Source organism: Streptomyces sp. NPDC020192 (assembly GCF_044388685.1).
In the GTDB taxonomy this organism is placed as follows: Bacteria; Actinomycetota; Actinomycetes; order Streptomycetales; family Streptomycetaceae; genus Streptomyces.
In genome coordinates, this window is the sequence record NZ_JBIRXG010000028.1 from 61,487 (window position 1) to 77,623 (window position 16,137).

Consider the following 16,137-nt stretch of genomic DNA (forward strand, 5'->3'; position numbering starts at 1 on the left):
CGCCCAGTGGGGTGCCAGGGAAGGTCGTCAGGCCTCTGCGGCCGCGTCGCGGTTTCTCGCGCCGTTCCCCGCGCCCCTACGGGGCGCGACCAAGCCCGTCTCATAAGCGAGCACCACCGCCTGGGCGCGGTCGCGCAGGCCCAGCTTGGCGAAGATGCGGGCCACGTGGGACTTGACCGTGGCCTCGCTCAGGGTCAGTTCCGCGGCCAGTTCGGTGTTGGACAGGCCCCGGCCCATCAGGGTCAGCACCTCGCGCTCGCGGGGGGTGAGTGCGGCCAGGTCGGCGGGCGGGGTCTCGGACGAGCGCCGGGCCTCGGCCGCGTACCGCTCCACCAGGCGCCGGGTGATCTGCGGGGCCAGCAGGGCGTCGCCGGTGCCGACCAGGCGTACGGCCGCTGCCAGATGCTCCGGGGTGACGTCCTTGAGCAGGAAGCCGCTGGCGCCGATCGACAGGGCCTCGTACACATAGCGGTCCAGGTCGAAGGTGGTCAGCATGAGCACCCGGCAGTCGGGGACCCGCTCCAGGATGCGCCGGGTGGCCTCCAGTCCGTCCATGGCCGGCATACGGATGTCCATCAGCACGACGTCGGGACGCAGTTCCCGGACCGCCGCGACCGCCTCGGTGCCGTCGGCGGCCTCGCCCACCACCTCGATGCCCCGGGCGGTGAGGATCAGCCGGAAGCCGGTGCGGATCAGTGTCTGGTCGTCGGCGATCAGGACCCGGGGCGCCCGCTCGGGCGTGTCCGGCGTCATGGGCGGTCCAGGGGGATGCGGGCCCGCACACGGAAGCCTCCGCCGAGTCTTCGCCGGGCGTCGAAGTCACCGCCGTAGACGGCGACCCGCTCGCGCAGGCCGAGCAGACCACGGCCGGTGCCGTCGGCCGAGGGTCTCGGTGGGGCCGGTACCGTGCCCGTGAGCACGCTGGGGCCGGAGTTGAGCACCTCGACGCGCAGGGCGTGGTCGGCGTAGCGCACGCTCACCTCCGCCGTGCCGCCGTCGCCGTGCCGGAGCGCATTGGTCAAGGCCTCCTGGATGATGCGGTAGGCGGTCACGTCGACGCCCTGGGGCAGTGGGCGCGGTTCGCCCGAGACGCGGACCTCGACGGGGAGTCCGGCGAACGATATCCGGTCCACCAGGGAGCCGAGCCGGTCGAGGCCGGGCTGCGGGGCGAGGGGGGTGCTCGCCCGGTCCGCGTCCGGTGCGGCGTCGGTGTCCGTGCCGTCCGGGGCCGGCGCCAGCAGGCCGAGCAGGTGCCGGAGGTCGGTCATGGCGCCCCGCCCGGCGTCCTCGACGGCTCTGAGCGCGGTCGCGGCCTCGTCCGGCATGGTGCCCAGCACCTCGCGCGCGGCGCTCGCCTGGACGACCATGAGGCTGACGTTGTGGCTGACGATGTCGTGCAGCTCCCGGGCGATCCGGTCGCGTTCGGCCGCGATCGCGGCCTCGGCGGCGCTCTCCCGCTCCCGCTCCAGCAGCCAGCCGCGCTCCCCGACCGCCGCCTGCCAGCGGCGCCGGGTGCGCACCAGCGCCACCGTCAGCCCCACCACGGCGGCGCACGCCACCATGAGCGCCGCCGCCAGTACGTCGTACTCCCCCATGCCGTTGATGGTCGCAGACGGCACTGACATCCGCATCGACCTGGGGATTCAGCCGTCTGCATCCGTGGGATGAGGCGCGTTCCCCCGGGCAGCCGCAACCGGTCAGGATCCAAGAAGCCGCCGCGGGCCTCCCGGCCCTAGCGTGAAGTGCACCGGCGGGAACAGCCGCCGGACCGTGTGTCGCGAAGGAGTGAGTTCCATGACCGCAGGCGTGCAGACGATCATCTACCCCGTCAAGGACCCGAAGTCCGCCAAGGCGCTGTTCACCGCCCTGCTGGGCGTCGAGCCGTACGCCGACGAGCCGTACTACATCGGTTTCAAGGCCGCCGGGCAGGACGTCGGGCTCGACCCGAACGGGCACGCGCAGGGCCTGACCGGGCCGGTGCCGTTCTGGCACGTCACCGATCTGCGCGAGCGCCTCGCGGCTCTGGTGGAGGCGGGCGCCGAGGTGCTCCAGGACGTGCGGGACGTCGGCAACGGCCGGCTGATCGCCTCCGTGAAGGACCCCGACGGCAACCTGATCGGTCTCCTCCAGGACCCCGCCGCCTGAGCCCCGGCCAGCTGCCCACAGCCCACACTAGTTGCACACTCAACGATTTTCCGGATCGGTGCTACGGTGCGGGTATGGCAGTCAACACGGCCGACGCCCGGCTCGAGGAACGGTGGCGGGACATCCTCGCCGTCCACGCGCACACGCTGTGCGAGATCGACCGGGCCCTGCACCCGCACGGGCTGGGCGCCAGCGACTTCGAGGTGCTGGACATCCTGGCGACCGAGTCTCCCGCCGAGGGCGACCAGTGCCGGGTGCAGAACCTGGTCGGCCGGGTCCATCTCAGCCAGAGCGCGCTGTCCCGGCTGATCGGCCGGCTGGAGAAGGACGGGCTGGTCGAGCGCTCGGTGTGCGCGGAGGACCGGCGCGGGGTGTGGGTGGCCCTCACCCCCAAGGGCCGCCGGCTGCACGCCGAGGTACGGCCGCTGCAGCGGGCGGTACTGGCGCGCATGCTGGCCGAGCAGGAACGTTAGCTCGGCCGGGCCACGGCAGGGCGCTTGATCAGCGGGCCAGCAACGTACGTACCCCCTGTGCCGTCAGTGTCAGCGCGTGCGCCGAGTTGCCGTCGATGGCGAGGCACAGGTCCTCTTCGGGCCACTGGGCGGCGAGCGCGCCCAGCGGTATCAGACGGTAGCGGGAGACGAACGGCAGCAGCCGGGCCAGTTCGTCCTCCGTGGTGAACACGGGGACGACCGGGTCGCCTCCGGGTGCTTCGAGGACCGGCAGGGCCACGGTCTCGGGAGTGGCGCCCTCGCCGTCGACCGCGTCGTCCGGCACCGGGACGAGCACGTCACTGTGGGCGAGGGTGTCCAGCGCGGCCTGGTCCTCGGTGTTGACTGCCAGCGCGTCCAGCGCCTGCCGGGCCGGCGTCGCCGGGTCGTGGTGTGCGGCGGGTGTGTCCATGGCGAATCCCCAGGTGGCTGTGGTCGTACGGCCTCCCGGGCGGGTCCCGCCCGGGCGCTCTCGGCTCGCGTACCCGCTGGCATCCGGGGCATGCGTGAGGATCGTACGGAGGTATGGTGACCGTGCGTACATGCCCCGTAGCGTGGCCGTGTGCCGATGCGATCCTGGTTCCGCGAGGCCAAGTTGGGCATCTTCGTCCACTGGGGCGTCTACGCGGTGGACGGAGTCCCGGAGTCCTGGTCCTTCTACACCGGGCAGGTCTCCCACGAGCAGTACATGAAGCAGCTGGACGGCTTCACCGCGTCCCGTTACGACCCGCGCGCGTGGGCGGAGCTGTTCACCCGCGCCGGTGCCCGTTACGCCGTGCTCACCGCACGGCATCACGACGGGGTGGCCCTGTGGGACAGCGCGCACGGCGGCCTGAACGTGGTCCGCCGGACCCCGGCGGGGCGTGATCTGATCGCCGGATACGCGGACGCGCTGCGTGAGCGCGGGCTGAAGATGGGCCTGTACTACTCCCACTCGGACTGGAACCACCCCGACTACGCGAGCGTCCGGCACCCCGAACCGGGCGAGGAGCCCCCGAACCCCCTCTCCCACGCCCGGCCGGGTCAGGCGGACCCGGCGGCCTGGGCGCGGTTCCTCGCCTACCGGGACGGCCAGGTCGGGGAGCTGGTCGACCGGTACCGGCCGGATCTGCTGTGGTTCGACGGCGAGTGGGAGCGCACCGAGGAGCAGTGGGGGCTGGACGCGCTGGCCGCGCGGATCCTGGCCGGGAACCCGGACACGGTCCTCAACGCGCGGATGCTCAGCCACGGCGACTACGCCACCCCGGAGCAGGGCATGCCGCTCCAAGCACCCGACGGGCCGTGGGAGTTGTGCCTCACGGTCAACGACTCCTGGGGCTTCCAGCATCACGATCACCACCACAAGTCCGTGCGCCGGCTGGTGCGGTACTTCACGGAGACGATCGGCGCGGGCGGCAATCTGCTGCTCGACGTGGGCCCGCGCGAGGACGGCACGATCCCGGCGGAGCAGGCGGAACGGCTGGAGGGACTCGGGGCGTGGATCGCCCGGCACGCCGAGGCCGTGTACGGCACGGTCGCGGGGCTGCCGCCCGGGCACCACTACGGCCCGAGCACGCTGTCGGCCGACCGCCGCACGCTGCATCTGATGTGCTTCGACACCCCGCGCGAGACGGTGTCGGTGCGCGGGCTGCGCAACCGGGTGCGCCGGGTGCGGGTGCTGGGGACGGGCGCCGAGCTGGGCCACCGGGTCACCGGCGGGCTGCACGACGTACCGGGCGTGACCTGGCTGGACGCTCCTGCGGCCGGGGACGTGGACGAGTACGCCACCGTGCTCGCCGTGGAACTCGACGGTGAGCTGGACCCGTACCGGGGTACGAGGCGGTCCTGACGCCACCGGCGGACCTGGTCGTCAGCCGGGTTCCATGAGCAGGTCGGCGACGGTGGTGACCCGGATCAGCGGCCGGTAGAGGTCCATCACCTGGAGGGCCCTGAGGTGGGAGTCGTCGTCCGCCCCCGCGCAGGCGTCGGCGACCACGACCACCTCCGTGCCGGCGTCGGCAGCGGCCAGGGCGGTGGACAGCACACAGCAGTCGGTGCTGACACCGGCCAGGACGAGGCGGTCGTCGGGGCGGAGGCGGGCGGCGAGTTCCGGGGTCCACTTGCCGAAGGTGGTGGCGTCCAGGACGTCCGGCTCGTGCGTGAACTCGTCGTCCAGGTCCCAGAGTTCGGCGTCGGGGGGCTGGAGGGCGAAGGGCCAGCGGTCGTAGTAGGCACGCCAGGCCCCGGTCGGCCGCTCGGGGGCCAGGAAACGGGTGAAGGTCACACGGCCGGCGAAGGCGGGCAGGAGGCTGCGGACGCCCGCCGCCGCGTCGGCGTACCGAGGGGCGGCCCAGGGACTCGCCGGGTCGGCGAAGACACGCTGCATGTCGATGACGGCGAGGTGCCCGGCGGTCATGCCGGGACCGCCCCCTCACCGGGCGCCCGGCTCGGCGCCTGGGCCTCCTGGGCGCGCACCCGGCCCCGGCCGAGCAGCAGGGTGCCGAGGAAGGCGAGCGCCAGGGCGACCAGGACGCCGAGGTTGGCGTACGCCCAGGCGCCGGTCCTGCCGCCGAGGCCGAGCGGCCCGAGCAGATACCCCTGCCAAGTGAGCCAGCTCGCGGCGGTGTTGGTGACCAGGCCCCAGCCGACGGCGGTGGCGGCGAGGGTGAGCAGCAGAGGCGGCAGGGGGAGGTCGCCGTAGCGGCCGTGCGGACGGTAGAGGTCACCGTCGTCGTAGTCGCGGCGGCGCAGGGCCAGGTCGGCGAGCATGATGCCGGACCAGGCGGCGATGGGTACGCCGAGCGTGGTGAGGAACCATGAACTGGCCGAGGAAGTCACCGGCGAAGAACACGATGTACACCGAGCCGGCGATCATCAGGACGCCGTCGAGGAGCGCCGCCAGATAGCGGGGCACGGGCAGCCCTGCGGAGAGCAGGGCGAGGCCCGAGGAGTAGATGTCGAGGACGGCGCCGCCGACCAGGCCGAGGACGGCGACGACGGCGAACGGCACCAGGAACCAGGTGGGCAGGATCGTGGTGAGCGCGCCGATCGGGTCGGCCCCGATGGCCTTGCTCAGGTTCTGCGAGGATCCGGCCAGCAGCAGGCCGAAGACCAGCAGGAGCAGCGGGGCCACCGAGGCACCGAAGGTGGTCCAGCCGATCACGCCGCGGCTGGACGAATTCCTGGGCAGATAGCGGGAGTAGTCGGCGGCGGCGTTGACCCAGCCCAGGCCGAAGCCGGTCATCATGAACACCAGCGCGCCGATGAACTCCTGCGGGGAACCGGCCGGGACCGCGCTGACCGTGGACCAGTGGATGTGGTCGGCGACGAGCGCGACGTAGACGACGGTGAGGACGCCCGTGATCACGGTGATCGCCGTCTGCAGCCGCATGATCAGGTCGAAGCCCATGACCCCGCCGACGACCGTCAGCGCGGCGACCACCACGAGGGCGACCACCTTGGTCCCGGTGCCGCCGCCCCAGCCGAGGCGGCCGAAGACGGTCGCGGTGGCCATCGTCGCGAGCGCGGTGAGGACGGTCTCCCAGCCGACGGTGAGCATCCAGGAGATCACGGACGGCAGCCGGTTGCCGCGCACTCCGTACGCGGCCCGGCTGAGCACCATCGTGGGCGCCGAGCCGCGTTTTCCGGCGACCGCGATGAACCCGCACAGCAGGAACGAGGCGACGATGCCCAGCACGCCGGCGGCGAGGGCCTGCCAGAAGGAGATGCCGAAGCCGAAGGCGAAGGCGCCGTAACTCAGTCCGAGGACGGAGACGTTCGCCCCGAACCAGGGCCAGAACAGCGTGCGCGGGGTGCCCTTGCGCTCCGCGTCCCCGATCACGTCGAGGCCGTGTGTCTCCACCTGGATCGGCCGGCCGGGGGATCTGTCGCCGACGGGGTCCTGCGCGCGCGTCATCACCGAACCACCTGTCCTGCCTGTCCGGACGTGTCGTGATCACGCTAGGGCGGTGCCCCGGGAGCGTCAATCGCGAACCGTCGATGCCGGGCCGGCGCACTTTCCGTGAACTGAGCCGTGATGACGGAAATCCGGCATCAGCCGACGGCCGTCGTCCGGCGTACGGGTGTGGGCGATGACCAACTCGCGCAGCGGCGGGGACACGGCGAGCACGGTGGGGGTGCCGGTGGGCGTCGATCGCCGCGCCCGACGCCGGCGACCGGGTGTGCGTCGGCCAGCTGAAGGCCCCCCAGCAGCCGCTGCTCCTGCCGGCGCCGTCGTCGCCCCTGCTGCGCGCCCTGCGCGGCATCCTGCTCAGCGATCCGGCCGACGGCCGCACCCTGGCCGAGCCGGGCCGGGAGGTCGGGGCGAGCGACCGTACGCCGTCGCGGATGTTCCGCCGCGAGCTGGGCATGACGTTCCCGCGGTGACTGACCCAGGCGCGTGGCGCACCGGTGCGGCTGGTCGTCGGCCGGCGCGTTCATCGACGTCTTCCGGCGCGCCTTCGGCCACACCCCGGGCGCCCGTCCGGCGCGGACCGGCGCAGTCCCCGGCTGACGCCCACGGCGGCCCGGGGCGCCGTGCCCGACGACGGGGTACGGCCCACCCGGGCGGGCGTCCGGCACGGCCTGCCGCTGCGGCCGGGGGTGGGTGCCACGCCCTGCCGCGATCGGGTACGGCCCACCCGGTCGCGGCAACCGGCGGCGTGGCGCGCGCCGCGCCGGCGGGGTGCGCGGCGAGGATGGCGCCCGGGAGCAGCCGGCTGGGAGGCGGAGGCGGGTATGACGGTGAACCGTGTCGGCCTGGTGGTGCACGGTGGACGCGCCGAGGCCGTGGCCGCCGCGCGGGCCGTGCGCGCGTGGTGCGCCGAGCACGCCGTGGGGTGTGCCGACATCGACGTGTGGCAGGAGGGCGCGCGGCACAGCGCCCTGGAGGAGGTCGAGGCCGCGGGCGATCCGGACCTGATCGTCACGCTCGGCGGGGACGGCACGTTCCTGCGCGGGGCCCGGCTGGCCGCCGAGCACGACGCCCTGGTCCTCGGCGTCGACCTCGGCCGGCTCGGCTTCCTGACGGAGGTGCCGGTCCCGGACGTGCGCGCGGCCCTGGACGCCGTACGGGACGGGCGGATCACCGTCGAGCGCCGGATGCTGCTGACCATGCGCGCGTCGTGCCGGCTGGAGGTCCCGGCGCAGATGGAGGCGCTGGTGAAGTACGGGCGCGGGCCGATGCTGCCGCCGCCCCGGGTGCGCACCGAGTGCGAGGCCGGGAACGAGTGGGGCGTCGCCCTGAACGTGACGGCGCTGAACGACGTCGTCGTGGAGAAGCTGACCCGGGACCGTCAGGTGTCGGTCGGGGTCTATCTGGCGGGCCGGCTGCTCGCCTCGTACTCCGCCGACGCGCTGCTGGTGGCGACGCCCACGGGCTCCACCGCGTACAGCTTCGCCGCGGGCGGACCGGTCGTCTCGCCGCGCACGGAGGGGCTGATCTTCACGCCGGTCGCCCCGCACATGGTGTTCAACCGCTCGGTCGTGGCCGCCCCCGACGAGCCCATCGCGCTGCGGGTGCTGGAGCGGTCGGGCCAGGCCGCCGTCAGCATCGACGGCCAGCTGCGCGGTGTGCTGAGCCCCGGTGACTGGATCGGTGTGTACGCCGCTCCCCGTCCGCTCAAGGCCGTACGGCTGGGCCCGACCGACTTCTACGGCCGGCTGCGCGAACGCATGAACCTCACCGACGCCCCGGCCGCGCTGGCCGACGGGGAGGCCGCTCCGCTGTGGCCGGTGACCACTCCCCCACCGGGCGACCTGGCCCACCTCGCGCTGCCCCTGGCCCCGACGTCGGCCGACGGACCAGGGCATTCGTGAACCGGGCGGATCACAGCCGCCCGCCCTCCTGGATGTCCACCCCGTCGATGGTGACCACGTCCGTCCGCTCCGAGCCGCCGACGATGCGGATCCAGCTGTCCACGGTCAGCTCGCGGCCGCTCAGGGCGATCCTGAAGCCGCCGTACATACCGGGCACGGGGAACCAGCACACCGGGTGCGCCAGTTCGGTCAGCACCTCCACCTCCGGCAGCCGCATCGCGTGCTGGGTGGCGAGGTCGGAGCCGTCCCCCGCTCCCGCCCGGTGCCGGATCAGCCGGTGCAGGTGGTACTGGAGGCGTCCGGTCACATCGGCCGGCAGGGGGTGCCGGACCTGCGGGCACAGCAGGGCGGTGACGTGGTGGTGGCCGCGCCGTGCGGCGAGGTCGACGGCGCGGGTTCCGTCGCCGGCGCGCAGGCTCCGCCAGGCGCCGGCCGCCAGCAGCCGTTCGACCGTCTCGGCGGGAACGCCGTGCCAGGCCGCCTGGTGCAGGGGGGTGTAGCCGCTACGGCCTTCCAGCCGCGCGGTGTTGATCCAGTCGCGATGCTCCCCGAGGACCGCGAACACGGTCCGCCAGTCGCCGTCCCGTGCGGCGTCGGCCAGCCGGTCACGCTGTGCCGCGTACGTGTCCTTGAGGCTCGACCGGCGGGTGACACCGTCCCAGTGCGCGACTTCCTCGTGATCCACGCGGCCGAGTGTAGGAACCGCCGGCCGTCCTCCGCCACCGCGGGGTCCTTCGCGCCGGGCGATAAAGGGAATGCGCGTGCTGGAGCCGCTGGGATACGTTCCTGCCTGTTCGAAGGGGGATCCGACGTGGCGAAGTTGAACCAGATCATCGCGGTCGAGAAGGGTGTCAAGAGCAAGTCGCTCCAGGACATCACCGCGGCGCACCACAAGGTGCAGAAGCCGGCGCTGCTGGCCGGTATCTCGCGTACGTACCAGCCGAAGGACGAGGAGGGCAAGCAGCTGCCGCCGGAGTCCACGCGGGTACAGGTGCAGGCCGAGGACGTGCTGCGGGAGATGTCCGCGTCGCTCACCCGGCTGTTCGACGTGACCGCCACGAAGGACTGGGCGAACTGCGCGGCCCGCGCGGACGTCACGGTCGATGGCCGGACGATCCTCACCGACGTCCCGGTCAGCTGTCTGCTCTTCCTGGAGAAGCAGCTCACCGACCTGCACACGTTCGTCAGGAAGCTCCCCACCCTCGACGCCGCCGAGTCCTGGTCGCACGACCCTTCCACGGACTGGTGGAAGACGGACCCGGTGCGCACGATCCGCACCAGGAAGGTCCCGCGCAACCACGTCAAGGCGGAGGCGACCGAGAAGCACCCGGCGCAGGTCGAGGTGTACTACGAGGACGTGCCCATCGGGTACTGGACGACCGTGAAGTTCTCCGGAGCGCTTCCGGCGCGGCGGGTGAACGAGCTGGTGGAGCGGGTGGAGAAGCTCCAGCAGGCGGTGAAGTTCGCCCGCGAGGAGGCCAACGGCGCCGAGGTCACCGACCAGCGGATCGGCGACGCGGTGTTCGGCTACCTGCTCGGCTGACGCCGGGCCACGGGTGGCAACCACGATCGCCCCCGCGTGCGAGCGCGGGGGTGCGCGACAGGCACGGGCCGGATTGAGGACCGGTTCGCGTGAGGAGCGCAAGCTGACACTGAAGTTCAGCCTGAAGAAGCGGTGACAGTGAAGGTTCGAGTCCTTCCCCCGGCACAGCGCCTACGACGGGCCGGGGTAGCCCAATATGGCAGAGGCAGCCGCGGTCAATCTCAGACTCTCGCTCCAGTCTCAGCATCGCCGCCGATCGCCGGATCGACCGAGGCCGGACGAACGCCGTCGGATGCGAGTTCGACTCTCGCCTGCAGCTCTTTCGTGCTGCGGTAGTTCAAAGGAAGAACACGACGGCATGATGACTGATCCGTCCTCTTAAACGCCGCCGGCGTGCGCAATTGGGTGGCATCCCCAGGGGCCCGGGAGCTGGATACGACTCCCGGGCCCCGCCACGCGTCCGATCTCGTGGAGGGTCCAGCCCATTGACGCCCCCTCATACCCGTTCCTACACTTCGGAAATCGATTTCAGGCGCCGAGCCCTTGGCTGCGATCTCTGCCGATTCGGCGCTGCCTGTCGGCGGCTTCGTTCACCCCCGTAGGGAGCCAACCATGGTGGAACTGCCCGGAAAGCGACGGCGACCACTCCTGCGCGTCCTCGCGGGACTGGTCGCCCTCGTCGTCGCGCTCCTGCCGACCGCCGCCCGAGCCGACCGGGTGACAGCGCGCACGGCGGCGGTCGGCGCCGCGACCTTCACCAACCCCGTCCGACAGCACGTCAGTGACCCGTACGTCATCCAGTACGGCGGCTTCTACTACATGACCAGCACGGACGGCTGCGACGCCGGCTACCTCTGCGTGTGGAAGTCGGCCACCGTCACCGGCTTCGCCACGGCCGAGAAGTACGACGTGTTCCACATCCCTGCCGGACAGTCGAACTCGGCCGAGGTCTGGGCCCCTGAAATCCATGACGTGCAGGGACGTTTCTACATCTACTACACCGCGACCTCGGCGGGCGACGGGTCCGGCCACCGGCTCTTCGTCCTGCAGGCGGCCGGTGGCGACCCGACCGGCCCGTACACCGAGGCCGACACCGGCTATGCCCACGGACAGCTCCACAAGTCGAGCGACCTGTGGGCGATCGACCCGACCGTGTTCACCGGCGGCGACGGCAGGCTGTACATCGCCTGGTCCGGGTGGCCCACCGCCAACGCCCATCAGCAGAACATCTACCTGGCGACGATGAGCGACCCGCTCCACATCAGCAGCGGCCGGGTGCAGATCTCGGCGCCCACCCGGCCGTGGGAGACGGTGGATCTCCCGGACAACCCCAGCAGCGGCACGGTCGGGTACTTCCCGGTCAACGAGGGACCCGAGGCCTTCCAGCACGGGGGCAAGAGCTATCTCACCTTCTCCGCCAGCTTCTGCGGCACCCGCAGTTACGCCGTCGGGCTGCTGACCAACACCGACGGCAATCTGCTCAACCCCTCGTCCTGGGCCAAGACCGGGCCGATCTTCAAGTACCACGGCACTGTCATCGGATCCGCCTCGTTCGAAGCCATCACCTCACCGGACGGCAACGAGGACTGGTTCCTGGTGCACTCCAACACCCAGGGCTGTGACGCCGGTCGCGAGCTTCGCGCCCAGCGGCTCCACTGGGACGCCCGCGACGGCTCGCCCCTGCCGGGATACCCCGTCAACGACGGAGTGCCTCTGGACGTGCCCTCCGGGGAGCCCGGGTCGGTGCCCTCCGCCGACCCGTACGCCTCGGGCTGGGGCGACGCGTTCGGCGATGCGGCCGAGGGCGACGGCACCAGCGGCCGCGAGGTCGGCACCTGGGCCGTCACGGACACCCGCACCGCGAGCGTGACCTCGCTGAACGGTGTCCAGTGGTCTCAGCTCTTCTATGCCTCCAACCCGAACTGCGAGAACTGCACGGTCTCGGCCGACGTGCGCTGGAGCGCCACCGGTACCACCTCGTCGTATCCCAAGTACGGCATCTACGCCTCGTACGCCGACAAGGACAACCACGTCGAGGTCTTCATCGACCGCACGTACGGGGTGCTCGCCACCCACGCCGTGGTGCAGGGCGTCGACCAGCCCTGGCAGAACTCCGCCCTGCCGGCCGGGTTCGATCCAACCCAGTACCACACGCTCAAGGTGGTGAAGGCGGGCGCCGGTTACACGTTCTTCCTCGACGGTACCCAGGCCCAGCAGCGCACCTTCAGCGGCGCGTCCTTCCCGGTGCTGCTCAACGGGCAGCCCGGTCTGGTCACCGAGGACACCGCGGCCGACTACCGCAACGTCACGGTCGTCAACGCCTTCTGAGCAGGTCCCCGTCCGGGCCGACCGTACGGTTCCGTCGCGTCTCGGGTGTTCTCGTTGCCGAGCTCTTGAAATCGATATCACAGACGCTAGGGTGTGGGCCGTGGCCGCGAACAGGGGCCTACTGCAAGGAATCTGACACAGGCGCGACATCAGGCCGACGCAGCCATGCTCCCGTGGCGGCAACGATTTCCCGCGCCCGAGTCCTCAACTGGCATGCATCACCCACCACATGCGATGTGTCGTGACCATGCAAGCAGAGAAGCGTCATGCCCATGACCAGACCTCGCCGCGCCGGGCGCGCGGCCCGCACCGCCCTGGCCCTGCTGCTCACCGTGGCATCCGCGGCGCTGACCGCGCACAGCGCGCAGGCCGCGACCGCTGCCACCCAGGAGGTGGCCTACCGCGGCTACCACCTCCGTATCCCGGCCGGCTGGCCCGTCATCGATCTGGCCACCACCCCGGGCACCTGCGTACGCTTCGACGAACACGCCGTCTACCTCGGCCACCCCGCAGGCCAGGAGCACTGCCCCACCCACCTCGTGGGCCGCACCGAGGCCCTGCTCATCGAGCCCCTGGACGGCACCGGCACCGCGACCGTCGACCGCGACACGGTTGTCGCGGCGAAGGGAACCGCGACCTACACGCCCGGACGCGCGACCGCAGCCGAAACCGGCGAGATCCGACTGGCCGTGCCCTCCGCCGGAGTCATCGCCACCGCCACCTACGGCACCGGCAAGGCGTCGGCCGAGCGGATCCTGCGTACCGGCCGGCTCGACGGCCGGGCCAGGCCCAGCGCGAGCCGTACCCCGAAAGCCACCGCCTCCGCCGCCGCCCTGACCGTCGCCGCACAGCCCGGCGCCTACACCGGCCAGGGCTTCGACACGTGTGCCGCCCCGAGCACCTCCACGATGAACGCCTGGGGGGCGTCCCCCTACCGGGCCGTGGGCGTCTACATCGGCGGCAACAGCCGCGCCTGTGCCCAGGCCGATCTCACCTCGTCCTGGGTCAGCACCGTGACCAGCAACGGCTGGCACCTCATCCCGACGTACGTCGGCTCCCAGGCGCCCTGCACCTCCTTCGGTCAACGGGTCTCCACCGATCCGGCCACCGCCCGCGGCCAGGGCGCCGCGGAGGCCGACGACGCCGTCTCCCAGGCACAGGCGCTCGGGATCCCGGCCGACAGCGTCATCTACGACGACATGGAGGGCTACGACAACACCAACTCCTCCTGCAGCACCGGCGTCCTGAACTACCTCTCCGCCTGGACCGACGAACTGCACGCGCGCGGCTACCGCTCCGGTGTCTACTCCAGCGCCGGCTCCGGCATGCGTGACCTGGCCGCGCAGTACACCACCGGCGCCTACACCCTGCCGGACCACATCTGGTTCGCCTGGTGGAACAACGTCGTCGACACCGACGCCGGCACCTACGTGCCCGCCGCCGACTGGGCCGACCACCAGCGCATCCACCAGTACTTCGGTGGCACCGACGAGACCTGGGGCGGCGTCACCGTCAACATCGACGGCGACCACCTCGATGTCGACGGCGCAGGCAGCGTTCCCCCGCCGCCCGCCACGTACTGGGTGGACACCTACGCCGACGCCCCGGTGTACGCATCGCCGACCAGCACCACTCAGACCGGCACCCTCCATCAGGGCACCAACTACGTGTACTGCAAGGTGTGGGGCCGTCAGATCGGTGATGCCACGACCTACAACCACTGGTGGCTGAAGACCGACCCCGACGTCGGACCGGCGGGCCAGTACGTCTCCGCCTACTACCTCTCCCGCTGGGGCAACGACGAGGCCAAGGACAACAACGGCACCGTCATCCCCGACTGCTGACCACCGTGCCTCGGGCGGGTCACCGCTCGCCGGGGGCACGTCCGATCCCAGGAAAAATCGATTTCACCACCTCTCTGGAGCCGCCTCATGCACATAGCCGCCAGACCCTGGCGCACTGCCACCGGCATCGCCACCGCCCTGTTCCTGGCCCTCGCCCCGACAACGGCGAACGCGACGGCCATCAAGGGCAGCGTGCAGCCGCGGACCGTGGCGCCCGCCGCCACCACTCTCGCCTCGCCCCCGGAGAGCGACTTCTTCTCCACCGTGCAGATCGACTCGGGGGCCACCGTCGGCGCACCGGCCGTCGGGGACAACGCCAACCACGGCGACCTGTGGCCCAACTGCTGGTCGGACGACGACAACGTCTACGGCGCCTACGGTGACGGCGTCGGCTTCAACGCCCCCTTCAGCGACATCGGGGTCGCGCGCATCTCGGGCACCCCCGGAAACCTCCAGGGCACCAGCCTGGCCCAGGGCGACGCCGTCGGCCAGGTGTGGACGGCCGACCACACCCGCAAGCCCACCGGAATGGCCTGTGTGGACGGCAACCTCTACCTCGCCGTACAGGACCTGGCCACCGACTTCAACGACGCTCCCGCCGCCACCATCGCCAAGTCGACCGACCACGGCCGCACCTGGACCTGGGACCGGACGGCTCCCATGTTCCCGAACGGCGTCTTCACCACGGTCATGTTCCTCGACTACGGCAAGGCCTACGCCAACGCGCCCGACGGCTACGTCTACGCCTATGGCCTGGACCACAACTGGCGCGACTCGTTCAACGACCGGGTGCCCGACCCGACGGACGTCTACCTCGCCCGGGTGCCCCGGGCGTCGGTGCTGGACCGCTCCGCCTGGCAGTTCGTCAACGGCTTCGACACTGCGGGCAACCCGACCTGGTCGTCCGACATCAACCAGCGCACGGCGGTGCTGCACGACGACCGCCACATCTACCAAAACGTCTACACCGCCGGCCGGGCGAGCAACCTGAGCGTGCTCAGCCAGGGCGGCATCGTCTACGACAAGCCGCTGAACCGCTACCTCTACACCTCGTGGACCGAGTACACCTTCGAGTTCTACGAGTCGCCCACCCCGTGGGGTCCGTGGAAGCACTTCGAGACCAAGGACTTCGGCGGCTACCCCTGGACCCACACCAAGCACGGCGGCTACGCCACCACCATCCCCTCGAAGTACATCAGCGCCGACGGCAAGTCGGTGTGGCTGCAGTCCAACGTCTGCCCCTGCGGCGGCGGCTACCCGGCGGACGACAACTGGGCCTACACGTTCTCGCTGCGCCAGATGCATCTCGAACCGCAGGTGCCGTCCACCCCGTCCAACGCCGCGGACCCGGCCCGCAACCTGGCCCGTGAGCCCGGCACGGTGGGCATCGAGCGCGCCACGCACTACGGCAACGTCCAGTTCTACAACGACGGCAACCGCACCCAGTCCGACGACGACTGGAACGACGAGAACAAGACAGCGAGCTGGTGGGGCTACACCTGGCCCCGCAGCTACACCCTGGATCGCGTCGTCTACACCACCGGCAACATGTTCTCCGACGGCGGCTGGTTCGCACAGAACCTGCGCGTCCAGGTCCGCACCGACGGCACCTGGACCGACGTCGCCGGCCTGACCGCCTCGCCGTCCTATCCGTACGACTCCACCGCCGGCCCCAACCACACGTACCAGTTCGACTTCGCACCGACCGTCGGTGACGGCGTACGGATCATCGGGGTCCCCGGCGGCACCCGCACCTTCACCTCCATCGGCGAGCTGGAGGCCTACTACAGCGGGGGTGCCGGCGGCGCGCCCGCCAAGTACTGGGCGGACACCTCTCCCACCGCCCCGGTGTACGCATCGCCGACCAGCACCACCCAGACCGGCACCCTGAGCGCGGGCACCAACTACGTGTACTGCAAGGTGTGGGGCCGTCAGATCGGTGATGCCACGACCTACAACCACTGGTGGCTGAAGACCGACCCCGACGTCG

General features: G+C 71.4%; 13 protein-coding genes and 2 pseudogenes. 9 read left to right on the plus strand and 6 right to left on the minus strand.

Translation table 11 applies throughout. The features are described from left to right. Window positions 1-27: 27 nt before the first annotated feature. Both ACH47Z_RS37645 and ACH47Z_RS37650 read right to left on the minus strand, forming a co-directional pair. Window positions 28-753: a response regulator gene (locus ACH47Z_RS37645; protein ID WP_399082006.1), complete on the minus strand. Its 726-nt coding sequence runs from the start codon at window positions 751-753 to the stop codon at window positions 28-30. Next, window positions 750-1,625, minus strand: a complete 876-nt coding sequence (locus ACH47Z_RS37650; protein ID WP_399082009.1) for a sensor histidine kinase — start codon at window positions 1,623-1,625, stop codon at window positions 750-752. The genes ACH47Z_RS37645 and ACH47Z_RS37650 overlap by 4 nt, the downstream gene beginning before the upstream one ends. A gap of 169 nt (window positions 1,626-1,794) precedes the next feature. Between ACH47Z_RS37650 and ACH47Z_RS37655 the strand changes: the two genes are divergently transcribed. After that, window positions 1,795-2,145 (plus strand): VOC family protein, encoded by a 351-nt coding sequence (locus tag ACH47Z_RS37655; protein WP_399082012.1) that lies wholly within the window; start codon window positions 1,795-1,797, stop codon window positions 2,143-2,145. Window positions 2,146-2,219: 74 nt separating this feature from the next. Continuing rightward, window positions 2,220-2,618: a MarR family winged helix-turn-helix transcriptional regulator gene (locus tag ACH47Z_RS37660; protein WP_399082015.1), complete on the plus strand. Its 399-nt coding sequence runs from the start codon at window positions 2,220-2,222 to the stop codon at window positions 2,616-2,618. Window positions 2,619-2,646: 28 nt separating this feature from the next. Here the strand turns inward: ACH47Z_RS37660 and ACH47Z_RS37665 are convergent, their stop codons facing one another. Further along, on the minus strand, window positions 2,647-3,048 hold the full coding sequence (locus tag ACH47Z_RS37665; protein WP_399082018.1) for an SseB family protein: 402 nt from the start codon (window positions 3,046-3,048) through the stop codon (window positions 2,647-2,649). 150 nt (window positions 3,049-3,198) lie between these two features. On the opposite strand from ACH47Z_RS37665, the gene ACH47Z_RS37670 reads away from it, so the two are divergent. Then, a complete protein-coding gene (locus ACH47Z_RS37670; RefSeq protein ID WP_399082021.1) occupies window positions 3,199-4,464 on the plus strand; it encodes an alpha-L-fucosidase in 1,266 nt (421 codons plus the stop codon). Window positions 4,465-4,485: 21 nt separating this feature from the next. Here ACH47Z_RS37670 and ACH47Z_RS37675 read toward each other — a convergent pair whose 3' ends face one another. After that, entirely contained in the window at window positions 4,486-5,031 is a 546-nt protein-coding gene (locus ACH47Z_RS37675) for a cysteine hydrolase family protein (RefSeq protein ID WP_399082024.1), read from the minus strand. Beyond that, window positions 5,028-6,531 (minus strand): annotated as a pseudogene (locus ACH47Z_RS37680) (purine-cytosine permease family protein). The gene ACH47Z_RS37675 and the pseudogene ACH47Z_RS37680 overlap by 4 nt, the downstream one beginning before the upstream one ends. Before the next feature lie 263 nt (window positions 6,532-6,794). Here ACH47Z_RS37680 and ACH47Z_RS37685 point away from each other — a divergent pair. Next, a pseudogene (locus tag ACH47Z_RS37685) lies at window positions 6,795-7,128 on the plus strand (AraC family transcriptional regulator); the annotation flags it as partial. A 224-nt stretch (window positions 7,129-7,352) separates the two neighbouring features. Continuing rightward, window positions 7,353-8,432: an NAD(+)/NADH kinase gene (locus ACH47Z_RS37690; protein ID WP_399082027.1), complete on the plus strand. Its 1,080-nt coding sequence runs from the start codon at window positions 7,353-7,355 to the stop codon at window positions 8,430-8,432. 10 nt (window positions 8,433-8,442) lie between these two features. Here the strand turns inward: ACH47Z_RS37690 and ACH47Z_RS37695 are convergent, their stop codons facing one another. Continuing rightward, window positions 8,443-9,117: an ankyrin repeat domain-containing protein gene (locus ACH47Z_RS37695; RefSeq protein WP_399082030.1), complete on the minus strand. Its 675-nt coding sequence runs from the start codon at window positions 9,115-9,117 to the stop codon at window positions 8,443-8,445. Between the two features lie 126 nt (window positions 9,118-9,243). Here ACH47Z_RS37695 and ACH47Z_RS37700 point away from each other — a divergent pair, with 126 nt between their 5' ends. The 4 genes from ACH47Z_RS37700 to ACH47Z_RS37715 form a co-directional block, all read left to right on the plus strand. Further along, window positions 9,244-9,975 carry a hypothetical protein gene (locus tag ACH47Z_RS37700; RefSeq protein ID WP_399082033.1) on the plus strand — a complete coding sequence of 244 codons (732 nt, stop codon included), beginning with the start codon at window positions 9,244-9,246 and terminating at the stop codon, window positions 9,973-9,975. Between the two features lie 612 nt (window positions 9,976-10,587). Beyond that, complete coding sequence (locus ACH47Z_RS37705; protein ID WP_399082036.1) at window positions 10,588-12,303, plus strand: family 43 glycosylhydrolase; 1,716 nt, start codon at window positions 10,588-10,590, stop codon at window positions 12,301-12,303. Between the two features lie 272 nt (window positions 12,304-12,575). Next, window positions 12,576-14,147, plus strand: a complete 1,572-nt coding sequence (locus tag ACH47Z_RS37710; protein ID WP_399082039.1) for a DUF1906 domain-containing protein — start codon at window positions 12,576-12,578, stop codon at window positions 14,145-14,147. A gap of 87 nt (window positions 14,148-14,234) precedes the next feature. Then, on the plus strand, window positions 14,235-16,137 hold a 1,903-nt coding region (locus ACH47Z_RS37715), incomplete at its 3' end, for a hypothetical protein (protein ID WP_399082042.1).